Below are 15,525 nucleotides of genomic sequence, written 5' to 3'. Positions count from 1 at the left end.
TCGAGCGACTTTGGGGCCCTGATCCGCACAAAGGACCCCCTGGCTACCATCGACTGTGCAGCTCTGGCGGGTTCCAAGCGGCTGAGATCACCGTTTGTGCGTACCGGACCCTTTGCGCCGGATCCTTGGTGCAGATAACGGGCGTAAACATGCGAATTTGGCCGTTATGGGCCCGGGATCTGCACGAGAGATTTCGGCAAGCCCCGTGATCTGCACGAAGGATCCGTACGGAGGATCTGGTGTGCAGCTTGGCGGGTCTCTAGGGGTCGAGATCGCCATACGTGCACACCCAAGACACAGCAGAGGTGCCGGAGCAACATGCTCCGGCACCTCTGCTGCTGTTTGCCGACCGGCAGGGGTCAGCCTTGCCAGGCGCGAACGCTTACAGGTCCAGCAGCTCCACTCCGGCGTCTTCCAGCTCGGCGAGCGCGGCACGGGTATCCGCGCGGTCGATTCCGGCGCACAGTTCGGGGATGACGTACGTGTCATAGCCGGCCGCGACGGCATCCAGCGCGGTGGCCCGGACGCAGTAGTCGGTGGTCAGGCCCACAATGACCACCTCATCGACGTCGTTCTCCCGAAGCCAGTCATCCAGGCTTACCGTTTCGGCCGGATCAGCCGGTGCGGCGGCCGCGTCCAGATCGCCCGTAGGCACTTCGTCTTCCGGGGCAAGCACCCCTTCGAAGCCGGAATACGCGGCCTCGTACTGGCCTTTGCGGAAGAAGGCATCAATGTGTTCGGTGTCCAGGTCCGGGTGCGGGTTGGCTCCGGTTGTGCCGGCAACACAGTGCACCGGCCAGGACTCCTTGTAATCCGGGGTGTCGGAGAAGTGGGCGCCGGGCTCAATGTGCCAGTCCTGAGTGGCGGCCACAACGTCATAGCGGCCCAGCGTCGTCTCGATGTAGTCAGTGATGTCCGACGCCGTGTCGGCACCGCCGGGAACGGCGAGAGGACCTCCTTCACAGAAGTCGTTCTGGACATCAACAACAATCAGGGCGCGCGTCATGCTTCCTCCTCGTATTCTGTCGGGATCACCGGTTCGCCGCGCTGCAGGCGGTGTACGGCATCGGGCAGTTCATCCAGTGACGCGGTGTGCCGTTTGACTGCACGCTCCACGCCTTCGGCCCCGGTCCAGCCGGGAAGGATTTCGCCGTCGGCAACGAACTGCTCCAGCAGGGGACGGTCATTGCCGTCATCCAGCGGCCGGTGGCCAATGCCGATGACCTCTGCCGTTGCCGTTCCGTGCTCATTGAGCCGGCGCAGGGCGTACTTTCTCCCGCCGCGGGATGCCTTGTTCTTGGCCGCCTTGGCGACGGAGACAAACTCATGGTCGTCCCCTTCCCGGCTGACGAGCTTATAGACCATGCCGGCGGTCGGAGCCCCGGACCCGGTAACCAGGGAGGTTCCCACACCGTAGGCGTCCACCGGAGCAGAAGCCAGGGCGGCAATGGCGTATTCGTCCAGGTCCGAGGTCACCATGATGCGGGTTTCCGTGTTGCCGAGGTCATCCAGCAGCTCCCGAACCCAGCGGGCCTGGGCCACCAGGTCACCGGAGTCCAGCCGGACGCCGCCAAGTTTCCGTCCAGCGACGGCGACGGCGTTGCGCACGCCGGCTTCGACGTCGTACGTGTCCACCAGGAGAGAGGTATTGGCGCCAAGGGAGCCCACCTGGGCTTCGAAGGCATCGCGCTCGGTGTCATGCAGGAGGGTGAAGGAGTGGGCTGCGGTGCCCACGGTCTTCAGGCCGTACCGGCGCCCCGCCTCCAGATTGGAGGTGCTGTCGAAGCCGGCGATGATCGCGGCGCGGGCTGCGGCGACGGCGGATTCCTCGTGCGTGCGGCGCGAGCCCATTTCGATGCAGGGGCGGCCGCCGGCAGCCATGACCATGCGGGACGCTGCCGAGGCGATGGCACTGTCATGGTTCAGGACCGAGAGCACCAGGGTTTCCAGGATGCAGGCTTCGGCGAAGGTGGACTCCACCGTAAGGATTGGCGAATTGGGGAAGTACGCCTCGCCCTCGGCGTAGCCGAAGATGTTGCCGGAGAACCGGAAGTCCGCCAGCCATTGAAGGGTAGGCCCGTCCACTACGGCGGTGTCCGCCAGGAACTGCAGCTGGTCCTCGCCGAAGCGGAAGGCCGTGAGGGCCTCAAGGATCCTGCCGGTGCCGGCCACCACGCCGTACCGCCGTCCGTCGGGCAGCCTGCGGCCGAAGACCTCGAACACTGATCGCCGGGAGGCCGTGCCCGAGTGCAGGGCGGCCTGCAGCATGGTCAACTCGTAATGGTCTGTATAGAGGGCGGCATTTGGTTGGCGCCACGTTGAAGGGCTGTTCACAGTCAAAACTCTATCCCCCGTTCGCTTATTGAGTAGAAGGCATCCGGTGGCGGTTCTGCAACCGGGTCCAACCTACAATTGGAGTCATGACGTTGAGCACTGCACCCGGCGCTGTCCTGAGCACTTCAGCGGGCACCGACACCCTCGAGCGTACCGATACGGAGTCCCTGGTTGGCAAGGATGTGCCGTGGGTGGTGATCGTGTGGAATGACCCGGTGAACCTGATGAGCTATGTCAGCTACGTGTTCCGCAGCTACTTCGGGTATTCGGAGGCCAAAGCCAACAAGCTCATGATGGAAGTGCACGAGCAGGGCAAATCGGTGGTTGCCGCCGGCTCCCGCGAATCCGCGGAGCGCGACACCACGGCCATGCACTCCTTCGGCCTCTGGGCCACCTTCCAAAAGACCGACGAGCCCTAAACAGCGGTCCTCAACAGCGGCCAAAGCAGCACAGACCGGCACCGCCGGCGGATAGGAACAGACGTGGCTACCGGATTCAAATCCACCCGCAAGGGCATTTCGGCATCGCTGGATGCGGGGGAGCGGGAACTGCTGCGCAGCCTGTTTGCCGATGTGCTGAACATGCTGGAACCGGAGACCCCCGCCGATGCGGACCCGCTGGCTGCCATGGTGGGTTTGGACACGAGCGCACGTGTGCCGGATGACTCCGCGCTGCGCCGTCTGCTGCCGGACGGGGTGCAGGGCGACGACGGCGAAGCCCTGGAATTCCGCCGCCTCACCGAGCGCTCGCTGCGGGAAAACAAGACCGGGGCACTGCGGGCGGCGTCGGTGCATCTGGAGTCCAAGCAGCTGCTGCTCAACGCCGAGCAGGCCCAGTATTTTGCCCGTGCACTCAACGATGTGCGGCTGGTGCTGGCGGACCGGCTCGGGCTGGAGACCGATGAAGACACCGAGCGGCTGCACGGGATCACGGACCCCTCCCAGGCCAAGGACGTAGACGGCTACCTGGCCTTGGTTTACAACTTCGTCACCTGGCTTCAGGAGACACTGATGCAGGCCATGATTCGTTCCCTGTTGTGATCAAGAGCACGTTGTACTGAGTACGCGCCGGGGCCCGCGAGGGCTATTGTCGATACATTATGAGCTCTGACCCGGGTAACTCCACGCTGACGAAAGAACCGCTGAAGGACGCACAGCGCCAGGATGCACCCATTGGCATCTTCGACTCCGGAGTGGGCGGACTGACTGTTGCCCGCGCGGTGATCGACCAGCTGCCCAATGAGTCGATTCTTTACGTGGGTGACACCGCCAAGGGACCGTACGGCCCCCTGCCCATTGCCGAAGTCCGCGCCAATGCGCTGGGCGTGATGGACGAACTGGTGGATTCCGGCGTCAAGCTTCTGGTGATCGCGTGCAACACCGCTTCTGCCGCAGTGCTGCGGGATGCCCGCGAGCGTTACACCCGCCGCTACGGCATTCCTGTCATTGAGGTTATCCAGCCGGCAGTGCGGCGTGCCGTGGCGGCCACCCGCTCCGGCCGGGTGGGCGTGATCGGCACCGAAGCCACTGTGGGGTCCCGCGCCTACGACGACACGTTCGCTGCGGCACCGCACCTTGAGATCGCGTCCGTGGCATGCCCGGCCTTCGTGCAGTTTGTGGAGGCCGGAGTCACTGCCGGCCCGGATCTGCTGGCCACCGCCGAAGAGTACCTTGCACCGCTGAAGTCCCGGGACGTGGACACGCTGGTGCTGGGCTGCACCCACTACCCGCTGCTGACCGGTGTGATCTCCTACGTGATGGGCGACGGCGTCACGCTGGTTTCCAGTGCGGAGGAGACCGCCAAGGACGTCTACCGGGCCCTCATTTCGCATAACCTGCAGCGCACCGCGGACACCGCCCCGCAGCACCATTTCGTGGCCACGGGGGACGCGGCGTCGTTTGAACTGCTCGCCCGCCGTTTCCTTGGCCCCGAAGTCCTCAGCGTTGAACACGTCGAGAACGTGGCCGCCCACTATCCAACCGGCAGCATGGCCCGGGTCACCCCGGAGATGGTTGCCGCAGCCCGCTCCATCCACCGCGAAAACGGAAGGCCGCACGGCGCCCTTCGGAACGGCACCTAAATGAAACTGACCATAGTGGGCTGCAGCGGATCCTTTCCCGGACCGGCCTCTCCCGCCTCCTGCTACCTCGTGACCGCCAATGACGGCGTGCGCGACTGGCGCATCCTGCTGGATCTGGGCAACGGTTCCATGGGTGCACTGCAGCGCTACATGGACCTGCGCGACATCGATGCGGTCCTGCTGACCCACCTGCATCCGGACCACTGCATGGATCTATGCGGCCTGCACGTGGCGGTGCACTGGGATCCGGCCGGCTGGAACCGGGACCGGATCCTCGTCTGGGGCCCCAGGGACACGGCGGACCGCATGGCCACCGCTTACGGGCTGCCCGCTGACCCGGGCATGCATGAGGACTTTGAGTTTCACCACTGGACCAGCGGCGAGCCGGTGACCATCGGCCCCTTCACGGTCACGCCGTATCCGGTGCGGCATCCCGCGGACGAAGCATATGCGCTGCGGGTCCAGGCCACCGGCGTCGACGCCGAAGGCAATCCCGTGGTCCACACCCTGGCCTATTCCGGAGACACGGATTCCTGCGCAGGCTTGGAGGAGGCCGCCCGCAACAGCGACGTCTTCCTTTGCGAGGCAGCTTTCCATGAAGGCCGCGATGACGCCATCGAGGGTGTTCACCTGACCGGAAGGCGGGCCGGTGCCGCCGCTTCCGCCGCCAACGCGCGCCGGCTGCTGCTCACCCACCTTCCCGTGTGGAATGACGCAACCGTGTCCGTTGCCGAGGCCCGGGAAACCTACGCGGGAGACCTGGCGGTCGCCGTCGCGGGCGTCTCCTACGACGTCGGCAGTCCCTTCACCGTGCCGCTGGCCATGAATCCGGGGGTTCTTCCGGCCGGTTAGGGCCGCGGGAAACCTTATCGATGAGCCCCGCCGGTCAGGCGGGTCCGGAGGGTGCCGGCCGATAGACTGGGCTCATGACTACAGCAGCAAACAATGCCTCTTCCACGCCTTCCGCAGGCTCCGCCGTCGTCCGTTCCGACGGCCGCACCCCCGACCAGCTGCGTGACATCACCATCACCCGCGGCTGGTCCAAGCAGGCGGAAGGTTCGGCGCTGATCGAGTTCGGCAACACCAAGGTGCTGTGCACCGCGTCCCTGACCGCCGGTGTTCCGCGCTGGCTCAAGGGCGAGGGCAAGGGCTGGGTCACTGCTGAATACGCCATGCTGCCGCGTGCCACGAATACCCGCAATGACCGCGAATCGGTCAAGGGCAAGCTCGGCGGCCGCACACACGAGATTTCCCGGCTGATCGGCCGCTCGCTGCGCTCCATCATCGACACCAAGGCCCTCGGCGAGAACACCATCGTCCTGGACTGCGATGTCCTGCAGGCCGACGGCGGCACCCGCACCGCCGCGATCACCGGCGCCTACGTGGCCCTCGCCGATGCCCTGACCTGGGCCAGGGACAACAAGCTGATTGCTCGCAACGCCCAGCCCCTGCTGGACACCGTGGCAGCCATCAGCGTGGGCATCATCGACGGTGTGCCCATGCTGGACCTGCCCTATGTGGAAGACGTCCGGGCCGAAACCGACATGAACGTGGTGGTCACCGGTTCCGGCAAGTTCGTAGAGGTGCAGGGCACCGCTGAAGGTGCACCGTTTGACCGCGACGAGCTGAACGCCCTGCTGGACCTGGCCCTGCTGGGTACGTCCGAGCTGGCCGAAATCCAGCGCCGTACCCTGGGGGAATCGCGCGGGGAAAACGAGTGAGCACCGGCGTTCCCGCCGGCGCCAGGCTCGTCCTGGCCACCCGGAATGCCGGCAAGCTGCGGGAACTGCGCGAACTGCTGCGCGGGCGGATCGAGGGACTCGACGTCGACACCCAGGTGATTGATGCCGCCGCCGCAGGAGTTCCCGACGTTCCCGAAACCGGTGTGACCTTCGAGGCCAACTCGCTGCTTAAGGCCCGAGCCGTGGCGGAGGCAACAGGTCTGGCGGCCATCGCCGACGATTCCGGCCTGGCCGTGGACGTCCTGGGCGGAGCCCCGGGTATCTTCTCCGCCCGCTGGTCCGGACGGCACGGGGACGACGCCGCCAATCTGGACCTGCTGCTGGCGCAGCTGTCGGACATAGCGGACGAGCATCGAGGGGCAGCCTTCGTCTGCGCCGCGGCGCTGGCCCTGCCCGGCGGACACACCGTGGTGGAGCGGGCCGAACTGCGTGGGACCCTTCTCACAGCACCACGCGGAAACGGCGGCTTCGGCTATGACCCGATCCTGCGCCCGGAGGGATATGACCGCAGCTGCGCGGAGCTCTCGCCGGAGGAGAAAAACGCCATCAGCCACCGCGGACAGGCCTTCCGTGCCCTGCTCCCGGCGATCGTGGCGGCCCTGGCCTAAGGCCGCCCCGGGGGACGGCGGGCAGGTCCCTGCCGTGCCCCCGTTCCGGCCCCGGCCACGCCGGTAAAACCCGATGAGCAGGCTGCCGCGCAGTGTCGGGTTTTCACCGGGGGCCCTCCGTAAGGCAGAATTGGGGTCAATATGACTACACAGATCCTTGCCTCAGTTGCCACCGCCAATACCGACGGATCGGCGCTGGGAGGGGTCGCTGACTGGGCCGTCAACGTCATGGAGACCATTGGTGCTCCCGGCGCGGGCCTGGCTATCGCCCTGGAGAACCTCTTTCCGCCGCTGCCCAGCGAGGTGATCCTGCCCCTGGCCGGATTCACCGCCAGCCAGGGCAACTTCTCGATCATCGAAGCCCTGATCTGGACCACCCTCGGCTCCGTCGTGGGTGCCTGGGCACTGTACGGACTTGGTGCCTGGCTGGGCCGGAACCGGATGCGTGCCCTGGTCTCGAAGGTTCCCCTCGTGGACCTGGAGGACGTGGACAAGGTGGAGGCCTGGTTCAACCGCCACGGTTACAAGGCGGTGTTCTTTGGCCGGATGATTCCCATCTTCCGCAGCCTCATCTCCATTCCCGCCGGCATCGAACGGATGCCCATCTGGAAGTTCCTGGGCCTGACCACGGCGGGCAGCCTGATCTGGAACGCCATCTTTGTCTTTGCCGGGTTCTACCTTGGCGAGAGCTGGCACGTGGTGGAGGAATACGCCGGGATCTTCCAGAAGATCGTCATCGTGGCGTGTGTCCTGGTTGCTGCGTGGTACGTGGTGAGCAAGGTCCGCTCGCACCGGCGCAAGAAGGCAGCCCCTCCGGTCCAGCCGGTGGACGGAGAATAGGCTCCGCGGCCCCCTGCCGCACCGCCTTATCAAAGGACAGCAGCACCGTCTGCCTTCACAGACGTGTGTCTGCACAGAACCCGCTTGAACAGAACTAAGGAACCGAACACCGCGTGGGAATTGAATTCACGGCCATCGACTTCGAAACGGCCAACGGATTCAGGGGCTCGCCCTGTTCGGTGGGACTGGTCAAGGTGCGGGACGGCGTCATCGTTGATGAAGTGTCCTGGCTGATGCGGCCGCCGGCCGGCCATGACTTTTTCGATCCACGCAACACCCGCATCCACGGCATCAAAGCCCCGATGGTGGCCGGCGCCCCCCGCTTTGGGGAGCTGTTTCCGGAGATCGGCGCGTTCATCGGCGAGGACCTCCTGGTGGCCCACAACGCCGCCTTTGACATGGGGGTCATCCGCTCCGCACTGGAGGTCTCCGACCTGCCCGGACCGGCCTATGAGTACACCTGTTCCGTGGTGCATTCCCGCCGGACCTATTCCCTGGTGTCGCATTCCCTGCCGTTCGCGGCCGAGGCCGCGGGAGTACCGTTGAAGAACCACCACGACGCCGTGGAGGACGCCCGGGCGTGCGCGGGGATCATGCTGGATATCGTGCGCCGCAGCGCAGCCCCGGACATGCCCGGCTTTTTCGCTGTCCAGGGCATGGTGCCGTCCCGGCTGCCTGCCTACATCCCCGGCGTCGACGCCCTGTCCAAGGCGACACGGGCTGCGCTGGAACGCGGAACCGGCACGGAAACCAAGGCTGCCGCCACCGGATGGGCAGGCTGGCCGGTGGAAGGGGAGAACCCGCCGCCCAACCTGCTCGCTGACAGCAGCCACCCGCTGTACGGGCAAACCGTGGTGTTCAGCGGAAACCTCGGCATGTCCCGCGAGTCGGCCAAGAAGCTTGCCGCTGATCTTGGTGCCAAGCCCGCGTCCAACGTCACCCGGGCCACCACCGTGCTGGTAATGGGAGACGGCTTTGAAGCCGGGGACCTGCGCAACGGCGTCCTGACGGGCAAGGCCCGCCGGGTCCTGGACCTGCACGGCAAGGGCCAGCGCATTGAGGTGCTGTCCGAACCGGAGTTCCTGCGCATGATCGACGGGACCTGGCCCGGAACGCTCCGGCAGGCTTAGCCCTGCTTAGCCCGCGGTGGTTGCGGCGGTAAACTGCCGGGCCAGTTCCTCAATAACCTCGCGGCCGTCCAGGGCGGCCAGCCATTCTTCCGGCAGCGCTTCGGTGCCGTACAGCGTGCCCAGGATGTTGCCGGTGACGGAGCCCGTGGAGTCGCTGTCGCCGTCGTGGTTCACGGCCAGTGCCAGGGCGGCACGGAAGTGTTCCTGCGGCGTGGCGGCTGACGCCGTCGCCAGGGCCGCATAGAGGCCGATCGCCAGTGCTTCTTCAGCCACCCACCCTTCGCCCAGGGCGCTGGTCAGCTTTTCGGGCGGGACAGGGCCGGACCGGGCCAGGGACACGGCGGCGGCCAGCCGCTCTGCCAGCTCGGGCACTCCGCTTTCCCCGGCCCGCTCCAGCGCCGTCTCTGCGGCGTCCTGCAGGGAAGCCGCCGGGTCCAGAAGGTCGTGGATCAGGGTCGAGAACACTGCCGCGCTGTGCAGCGCCGACGGATGCCCGTGCGTGAGTGCCGCCGCATCTTCGCTGAGCCGGTAGACCATTGCGGTCTCCACATAGGGCAGCAGCCCAAAAGGCGCCGAACGCATCACCGTTCCACAGCCCTTGGAATCCGGATTGACCGGCCGGAACTTGGTGCCCATGTCCGGGCCCGACAGCCCGGACAGGCAGGCATTCCCCGGCGCGCGGCGGTGGTGGAGCACGGTCTGGGAATCAATCCACCGGGCCGGAGGGCTGGGCGCCCCCGGATCTAGCGCGACGCCCTGGGTCTTCAGCCAGCGCAGATAGGCCAGCCACAGGCAGGCTGTTTCGTCGGCTCCCAGGCCTGCGTTGGCCCATTCCAGCGCTTCCAGGAGTCCGTCCACCGTGTAGAGGGTCATTTGGGTGTCATCGGAGAACGGAACAGGCGCCGGCAGGACGGAAAAGTCCCGGAGGCCGTCCGGACCGAAGGCGCTGCGGATCTCAGGCAGGCGGGAAAACTCCACCGCATAGCCCAGCGCATCACCCAGGGCTCCGCCCAACAGACAGCCAAGCACTTTTCCTGACTGGCCATTGCGCGGATGATGGGAGGAAGCCGCGCCGGACCCGCTGAGAGAAGGGTCAGGGGCAGATGACTGTTCAGGGTTCAAGCTCACGGTTCCAGCATATCGAGCATGCAGGCCCAGCGAGTCCCCAGCTGGTTCACAGCGGGAAATGGAAAGCTGGGTGAGTTTGCTTTGCTTCGGAAGAAGCTAAGCTCCACCAACGAGGAAGAGGACACCTTTGCCAATGAATCCCGAGCCCATCTCCGCCGGCGGCGCGCGCGCCGCAGAACCCGCCGCCCATACCGCACCCCGCAAGCGGCTGCACAGCTACGGGCTGCTGGGCCGCAGCATCGCGGAGGGCGTGGGATCGTTTCTGCTGGTCTTCGCAACAGCCGTGGCGATCTTCAGCGGAACCGGAGGAGTTTCTTCCCCGCTGGGTGTCGGGCTCGCCGCCGCCGCCGCCATGGTCGCTTTCGGCTACGTGTCCGGAGGACACTTCAACCCGGCCATTAGCCTGGGCAGCGCCGCTGCCGGCCGCACATCGTGGAAAGCACTTCCCGTCTATGTCGTGGCACAGCTCATCGGTGCGCTCCTGGCCTACCTGATCCTGTGGGTCCTCTTTCAGGGCCATCCTGAGCTGACTGACACACGCCAGATCTTCAGCGTGCTGGCCAACGGCTACGGTACCGATTACCAGCTGGGATTCCCGCTCGCCAGCGCACTGCTCGCCGAGGTGGTGGCCACCGCACTGCTGGTTGCCGTGTTCCTGGGCGCCTCCGCCCGCCGGATTCCCGCTGTCTCGGCGGCCTTCGCCGTCGGCGTGACCTACGCGGTCCTGCTCAGCATTCTGGCCCCGATCACCGGAGGCTCCCTGAACCCGGCCCGTTCCACCGCCGCAGCCATCTTTGCGGGCGGCGATTCCCTGGAGCAGCTGTGGCTGTTCTGGGCTGCCCCGGTTTTGGGTGCCCTGATTGCCGGACTGATCTACCGCAGCGTCCACCTGAGCGAGTCCGATGCGCAGCGCGGTGACGACACAGACGAGGATGCGGACTTGCTGGCTGACGAGGCTGCCGATGCCAATGAGCTCGATAACGCCGACGTTGAGGAGGCCAAGGCACAGCACCCGTCCGGCACCGCAACGGGAACGGTGGCGGGAGCATCAGCCGCGGCACCGACGAAGATGTCCCGGGAAAACGACGACGACGCCCGCGGGTTCTTTGACGGCGACGACGACGGCGGCCGCCCGGGTACCGGTCGGCGCTAAACCGGGCACCGGGACACGCCGGGGCTGCCTCGGCTCGTCCCCTTAGCTCACCGCCAACGCCCGCCCCTCCCGCCGTCCTGCGGCGCACAGGGGTGGGCGTTGTCATGTCCGGGGTGTCCGGGAAGTGTCAGTGCAGCGATGTAGTTTTGTTGGTATGCGAATACTGCACACCTCCGATTGGCATTTGGGCCGTTCCTTCCACGGAGTGGGGATGCTCAGCGCCCAACAGCAGTTCATCGACCGGCTCGTGGAGACGGTCCGTGAGCGGGAGGTGGACGCGGTCCTGATCGCCGGAGATGTCTACGACCGCGCACTCCCGGGGGTCGACGTCGTCCGCCTGCTGGATTCGGCCCTGGACCGCATCACCGCTGCCGGCGCAAAAGTCATCCTCTCCAGCGGCAACCATGATTCCGCGGCCCGCCTCGGCTTCGGCAGCCGCATCTTCGAGCGCGGCGGCGTGTACCTGCGGACCCGGATCACTGAGATTCCGGAGCCGGTCCTGCTGGAAACCGGCGGTCCACCCGTGGCGGTCTACGGCATCCCCTATCTTGAACCGCGCCTGGCTGCGCCGGAGCTGGGAGTGGACACCCCGCACCATGAAACCGTCATCGGCGAAGCCGTCCGCCGGATCCGGGAGGATGTGCAGCGCCGGGCCGCGGACGGAACGCCGGTGCAACCCGTGGTCATGGCGCACGTCTTCGCCAGCGGCGGCATCACCACGGACAGTGAGCGGGACCTCACCGTGGGCGGGGTGGGTGCCGTGCCGCTGGACCTCTTTGACTCGTTCGCCTACACCGCCCTGGGCCACCTGCACGGCCGGCAGGAACTGAGCCCGTCCGTCCGTTACAGCGGTTCTCCGCTGCCGTACTCCTTCTCCGAGGCACGCCAGCAGAAGGGCGGACTGATGGTGGAGTTCGACGCCGGCGGCCTGGCTTCGGTGGAACCTGTCCTGTGGCCTGCCCCGCGCCGGCTGGCGGTCCTGCGGGGGACGCTGGAGCACCTGCTCGCAGATCCCGGCCTCGCTGACGCCGAAGACGCCTACTGCCAGATCACCCTGACCGACGACGAACGTCCCGCCAAAGCCATGGAACGGCTGCGCACCCGCTTCCCGGACACTTTGGTGCTGTCCTTTGATCCGGCGTCCGGGCCGCGCACAGCCAACCAGACGTACAGCCAGCGGCTGGCCCGGGCCACGGATGACCTGGAGATCTGCTGCGGGTTCTTGGACCATGTCCGCTCCCGGCAGGCGGACGAGCAGGAGAAGAAGCTCTTCGCCGAAGTCCTGTCCAAGGTCCAGTCAGCGGAGGCTGCACAGTGAGGATCCACCGGCTGGAAATCCAGGCCTTCGGACCGTTCGCGGACCGGCAGGTCATCGACTTCGATGAGCTCGGCGCCCACGGACTGTTCCTGCTCAACGGCCCCACAGGTGCGGGAAAAACAAGCATCCTGGATGCCATTTGCTATGCCCTGTACGGATCCGTTCCCGGTTCCCGGCAAACCTCCAAGCGGCTGCGCAGCGACCACGCGGCACCGGACACCGCCCCTGAGGTCCTGTGCGAGTTCAGTTCCGGCGACCGCCGCTTCGAAGTGGTGCGCACCCCGGCCTGGGACCGTCCGGCCAAGCGCGGCACCGGAAAAACCGTGCTCGAGCAGGCGAAGACCACCCTGCGCGAACTCGTAAACGGGGAGTGGGTCCAGAAGACCGCACGCAATGATGAAGCAGGCGTCGAGATCAGGGCCCTGATGGGCATGGACAAGGAGCAGTTCACCCGCGTGGTTCTGCTGCCGCAGGGCGACTTCGCAGCCTTCTTGCAGGCCGACGCAGCCAGCAGGTCCGCGCTGCTGCAGAAACTGTTCGGCACCACAAGGTTCGAGAACATCGAAGCCCAGCTCAAGGCGGATCTAGCCGTAGCCGAGCGCGAGATGAACGCCGCCCGTGCCGAAAGCGAGCATGTGATGCGCCGGGCGCGCGATGAAATGGAGCGCTGGGCGGAGAGCACTGCCGGGGATGCGGACGGCGCTGCCCCGGACACAGGCGGGGACGCGGAAGCAGATCAGCCCGGAACCGGAGAGGCGGCCGGGGTGGAAGAATTCCGCCGGCTGCTTGCTGCGCGTACGGAGGCTGCACGGGAAGAGCACACCGTCCTTGCCGCTGCACTGCGGGAAGCGGAGCACACGCGTTCGGACGTGGAAGCGCGCCGTGCCCGCGGAATTGCCCGGGAACAGCTCGAGCGTGATGAACAGGCTCATGCCGCCCGCCGGGATGAAGTGGAACCTGTGCGCGATGCCCTCGAACGGCACCTTCGTGCCGAGTCATTGAGCGGTTTCGTCCGCGCCGTCGATACCGCCCGGGAACGGCTTCGGGTTCGGGAGGAAACGGCGGGGCAGGCACAGGAGGCGCTGCTGGGGCATGCTCTGGCAGCAGGGTTCGGGCTCACCGAAACGGCAGCGGCGGAAGGCGACTTTGCGCCGGTGCTGCTTGCCGCCGAGGACCGGTTGACCGCGGAGCTTGGCGCCGCCGAAGCTGCGCTGGCCGAGGAAGAACGCATCGGCGACCTGAAAGCGGAGCTCACTGACGCGGTTAACCGGGGCAGTACCAGCCGGGCCGCGGCCGCTGCAGCCGAGGCCGCGGGGGAGACGCTCCGTGCCGAACAGTCCGAGGTGACCCGGGAACTGGAATCGCTTCGGCAGCAGGCCTCCCGGCAGGAAACCGCGCAGAAAGAGGTGGACCGGGCGCGTGCCCTGACACATGCCATCAGCGAGTACGCGCATGCCTCTGTCACCGCTGCAGAGTCCGAGGCGGAGGCGGCACGCCTGCGCGGAACCTACCAGGACCTCCGCCAGGCATGGCAGGACCTGCAGCAGCGCCGGTTGGATCAAGCAGCAGCGGAGCTGGCGGGACGGCTGGAGGACGGGAAGGGCTGCCCGGTCTGCGGCAGCAGCGTTCATCCCGCCCCGGCTGCTCTGCCCGACGGCGAAAACGCCGTCACCAAGCAGGACGAGGATGAGGCACGCCGGCTCACCCGGTCCGCGGAAGCCGCGTTCGAAGCCGCACGGCTGCGCGCGGACAAGGACAACCGCCGCCTCGCCGAACTGCGGATCCAGGGCGGTGACGGGGATGCGGAGTCAGCCAAGGCACAGGAAGAAGCAGCGGAGAGTGCCCTGGCGGCGGCTGTGGCTGCTGCCGCAGCACTGGACACCGCCGTCGCGCGCTGCGCGGAGCTGACCCAAAAATTGGACGACCTTGCCGAGGAAGCGGCCGCAGCGCTGGTTGCTGCGGCGCAGGCGCAGGAGCAGCAGCTGTCGGCAGAGCGCCGGATCGCCGATCTCACCGGCCGTGTGCAGGCTGCCCGAGACGGTTTCGCGACACTCGCCGAGAGAGTGAACTGCCTTGCCGGGCTCCGCACCCTCATCAGTGCGGCGCGGCGATCCCTCGCCGAGCTGCAGACAGCGCGGGACAACGCAGCCGAGGCCGACGACGACCTGGCTGCCCGGCTGCGGGATTCCGACTTCGACACCGTTCAGGATGTGCGCGGAGCCCTGTTGGATGAGGGAGCCGCCGCCGACGCCAAACTCACCGTGAGCCGGTACGACCAGGAGGGCCAGCGGCTGGTTCTGCGCCGTGAAAGCGAGGACTCGGCAGCCGATGTGGACGGGGACGGCGAACCCCTTCCGGTGCCCGAAGAGGAGGATCTGGTCCTCGCCTCGGACGCCGCTGCGTCCGCCCGCACCCGACTGACGGAATGCTCGGTCCAGCTGGGTCTGCTGGAAGCATCCACGAAGGCGCTGCAGTCCTATGGAGTGGAACTGGCAGCGGCCGCCGAACGGATCCGTCCCCTGGAGGAGCGGTACAACCTTCTGCGCTCTGTCACCGACACAGCGCGCGGGGGAGGGGAGAACGGCTACAAGATGACACTGAGCACCTACGTGCTGGCTGCACGCCTGGAGCAGGTGGCCGCGGCCGCCACTGAACGGTTGTCAGCGATGACGGGCGGTCGTTATGCGCTGGTGCACAGCGACTCCACCGCCGGCAACAAGAAGTCCGGACTGGGCCTGCACGTCACTGATGCCTGGACCGGGCAGCACCGGGACACCTCCACTCTTTCGGGGGGCGAGAGCTTCATGGCATCTTTGGCCCTTGCTCTGGGCCTGGCCGACGTTGTCCAGCAGGAAGCAGGGGGTGTGAGCATCGAGACCCTGTTCGTTGATGAGGGTTTCGGCAGCTTGGACGAGACCTCCCTGGAACAGGTCATGGACGCACTGGAAGGGCTGCGCGACGGCGGCCGGGTAGTGGGGCTGGTCAGCCACGTGGCGGAAATGAAGCAGCGGATCGGGGCGCAGCTGCAGATCACCAAGGGGCGCAACGGGTCTTCCGTCCGCTTCTCTGCCGGGAACCCGGTGGGGGTGTAGGCCGCCCTGCAGAGATCCCGATGGGAAGGTAAGCTTGATGCGTAACCGGGTTCGGCGCATCGGGAGGGGGGACGATGCGCGATGCAACGTATCTGGACAT

Annotated in this window: 14 protein-coding genes; 11 read left to right on the top strand and 3 right to left on the bottom strand. The window is 66.7% G+C overall.

Annotation, left to right across the window (positions count from 1 at the left end; all coding sequences use genetic code 11):
• Positions 1-382: 382 nt before the first annotated feature.
• A complete protein-coding gene (locus KG104_RS12695; protein ID WP_104052434.1) occupies positions 383-1,006 on the bottom strand; it encodes an isochorismatase family protein in 624 nt (207 codons plus the stop codon).
• Positions 1,003-2,334: a nicotinate phosphoribosyltransferase gene (locus KG104_RS12690; protein ID WP_104053656.1), complete on the bottom strand. Its 1,332-nt coding sequence runs from the start codon at positions 2,332-2,334 to the stop codon at positions 1,003-1,005. Before KG104_RS12690 ends, KG104_RS12695 begins: the two co-directional genes overlap by 4 nt.
• Before the next feature lie 86 nt (positions 2,335-2,420).
• On the opposite strand from KG104_RS12690, the gene clpS reads away from it, so the two are divergent.
• The 8 genes from clpS (at position 2,421) to KG104_RS12650 (ending at position 8,734) form a co-directional block, all read left to right on the top strand.
• Positions 2,421-2,753: an ATP-dependent Clp protease adapter ClpS gene (gene clpS, locus KG104_RS12685; RefSeq protein ID WP_104052433.1), complete on the top strand. Its 333-nt coding sequence runs from the start codon at positions 2,421-2,423 to the stop codon at positions 2,751-2,753.
• Between the two features lie 63 nt (positions 2,754-2,816).
• A complete protein-coding gene (locus KG104_RS12680) occupies positions 2,817-3,374 on the top strand; it encodes a DUF2017 domain-containing protein (RefSeq protein ID WP_104052432.1) in 558 nt (185 codons plus the stop codon).
• Positions 3,375-3,433: 59 nt separating this feature from the next.
• Entirely contained in the window at positions 3,434-4,414 is a 981-nt protein-coding gene (gene murI / locus KG104_RS12675; protein WP_104052431.1) for a glutamate racemase, read from the top strand.
• Positions 4,415-5,266, top strand: a complete 852-nt coding sequence (locus KG104_RS12670; RefSeq protein ID WP_104052430.1) for an MBL fold metallo-hydrolase — start codon at positions 4,415-4,417, stop codon at positions 5,264-5,266. It abuts the gene before it with no gap.
• A gap of 74 nt (positions 5,267-5,340) precedes the next feature.
• On the top strand, positions 5,341-6,135 hold the full coding sequence (gene rph / locus KG104_RS12665; protein ID WP_104052429.1) for a ribonuclease PH: 795 nt from the start codon (positions 5,341-5,343) through the stop codon (positions 6,133-6,135).
• The gene (rdgB, locus tag KG104_RS12660) at positions 6,132-6,764 is read left to right on the top strand and encodes an RdgB/HAM1 family non-canonical purine NTP pyrophosphatase (RefSeq protein WP_104052428.1); all 633 of its coding nucleotides are present in this window, start codon (positions 6,132-6,134) and stop codon (positions 6,762-6,764) included. The genes rph and rdgB overlap by 4 nt, the downstream gene beginning before the upstream one ends.
• A 141-nt stretch (positions 6,765-6,905) precedes the next feature.
• Positions 6,906-7,604, top strand: a complete 699-nt coding sequence (locus KG104_RS12655; RefSeq protein ID WP_104052427.1) for a DedA family protein — start codon at positions 6,906-6,908, stop codon at positions 7,602-7,604.
• 113 nt (positions 7,605-7,717) lie between these two features.
• A complete protein-coding gene (locus KG104_RS12650; RefSeq protein ID WP_207348032.1) occupies positions 7,718-8,734 on the top strand; it encodes a 3'-5' exonuclease in 1,017 nt (338 codons plus the stop codon).
• Between the two features lie 6 nt (positions 8,735-8,740).
• Here KG104_RS12650 and KG104_RS12645 read toward each other — a convergent pair whose 3' ends face one another.
• Positions 8,741-9,862 (bottom strand): ADP-ribosylglycohydrolase family protein, encoded by a 1,122-nt coding sequence (locus KG104_RS12645; RefSeq protein ID WP_372434181.1) that lies wholly within the window; start codon positions 9,860-9,862, stop codon positions 8,741-8,743.
• Positions 9,863-9,995: 133 nt separating this feature from the next.
• On the opposite strand from KG104_RS12645, the gene KG104_RS12640 reads away from it, so the two are divergent.
• The 3 genes from KG104_RS12640 (at position 9,996) to KG104_RS12630 (ending at position 15,425) form a co-directional block, all read left to right on the top strand.
• Complete coding sequence (locus KG104_RS12640) at positions 9,996-11,015, top strand: MIP/aquaporin family protein (protein ID WP_207348033.1); 1,020 nt, start codon at positions 9,996-9,998, stop codon at positions 11,013-11,015.
• 154 nt (positions 11,016-11,169) lie between these two features.
• Entirely contained in the window at positions 11,170-12,333 is a 1,164-nt protein-coding gene (locus KG104_RS12635) for an exonuclease SbcCD subunit D (RefSeq protein WP_207348034.1), read from the top strand.
• A complete protein-coding gene (locus tag KG104_RS12630) occupies positions 12,330-15,425 on the top strand; it encodes an AAA family ATPase (RefSeq protein ID WP_207348035.1) in 3,096 nt (1,031 codons plus the stop codon). Before KG104_RS12635 ends, KG104_RS12630 begins: the two co-directional genes overlap by 4 nt.
• Positions 15,426-15,525: the final 100 nt, after the last annotated feature.

It is taken from the genome of Arthrobacter sunyaminii (assembly GCF_018866305.1).
GTDB lineage: Bacteria > Actinomycetota > Actinomycetes > Actinomycetales > Micrococcaceae > Arthrobacter_B > Arthrobacter_B sunyaminii.
This window is presented reverse-complemented; position numbering and strand designations above follow the sequence as displayed.

Bases quoted from the DNA above. Each gene is read 5' to 3' on its own strand.
- rph (WP_104052429.1), top strand. From the start codon at position 5,341: ATGACTACAGCAGCAAACAATGCCTCTTCCACGCCTTCCGCAGGCTCC.
- murI (WP_104052431.1), top strand. From the start codon at position 3,434: ATGAGCTCTGACCCGGGTAACTCCACGCTGACGAAAGAACCGCTGAAG.
- KG104_RS12670 (WP_104052430.1), top strand. From the start codon at position 4,415: ATGAAACTGACCATAGTGGGCTGCAGCGGATCCTTTCCCGGACCGGCC.
- KG104_RS12695 (WP_104052434.1), bottom strand. From the start codon at position 1,006: ATGACGCGCGCCCTGATTGTTGTTGATGTCCAGAACGACTTCTGTGAA.
- KG104_RS12640 (WP_207348033.1), top strand. From the start codon at position 9,996: ATGAATCCCGAGCCCATCTCCGCCGGCGGCGCGCGCGCCGCAGAACCC.
- clpS (WP_104052433.1), top strand. From the start codon at position 2,421: ATGACGTTGAGCACTGCACCCGGCGCTGTCCTGAGCACTTCAGCGGGC.
- KG104_RS12635 (WP_207348034.1), top strand. From the start codon at position 11,170: ATGCGAATACTGCACACCTCCGATTGGCATTTGGGCCGTTCCTTCCAC.
- KG104_RS12655 (WP_104052427.1), top strand. From the start codon at position 6,906: ATGACTACACAGATCCTTGCCTCAGTTGCCACCGCCAATACCGACGGA.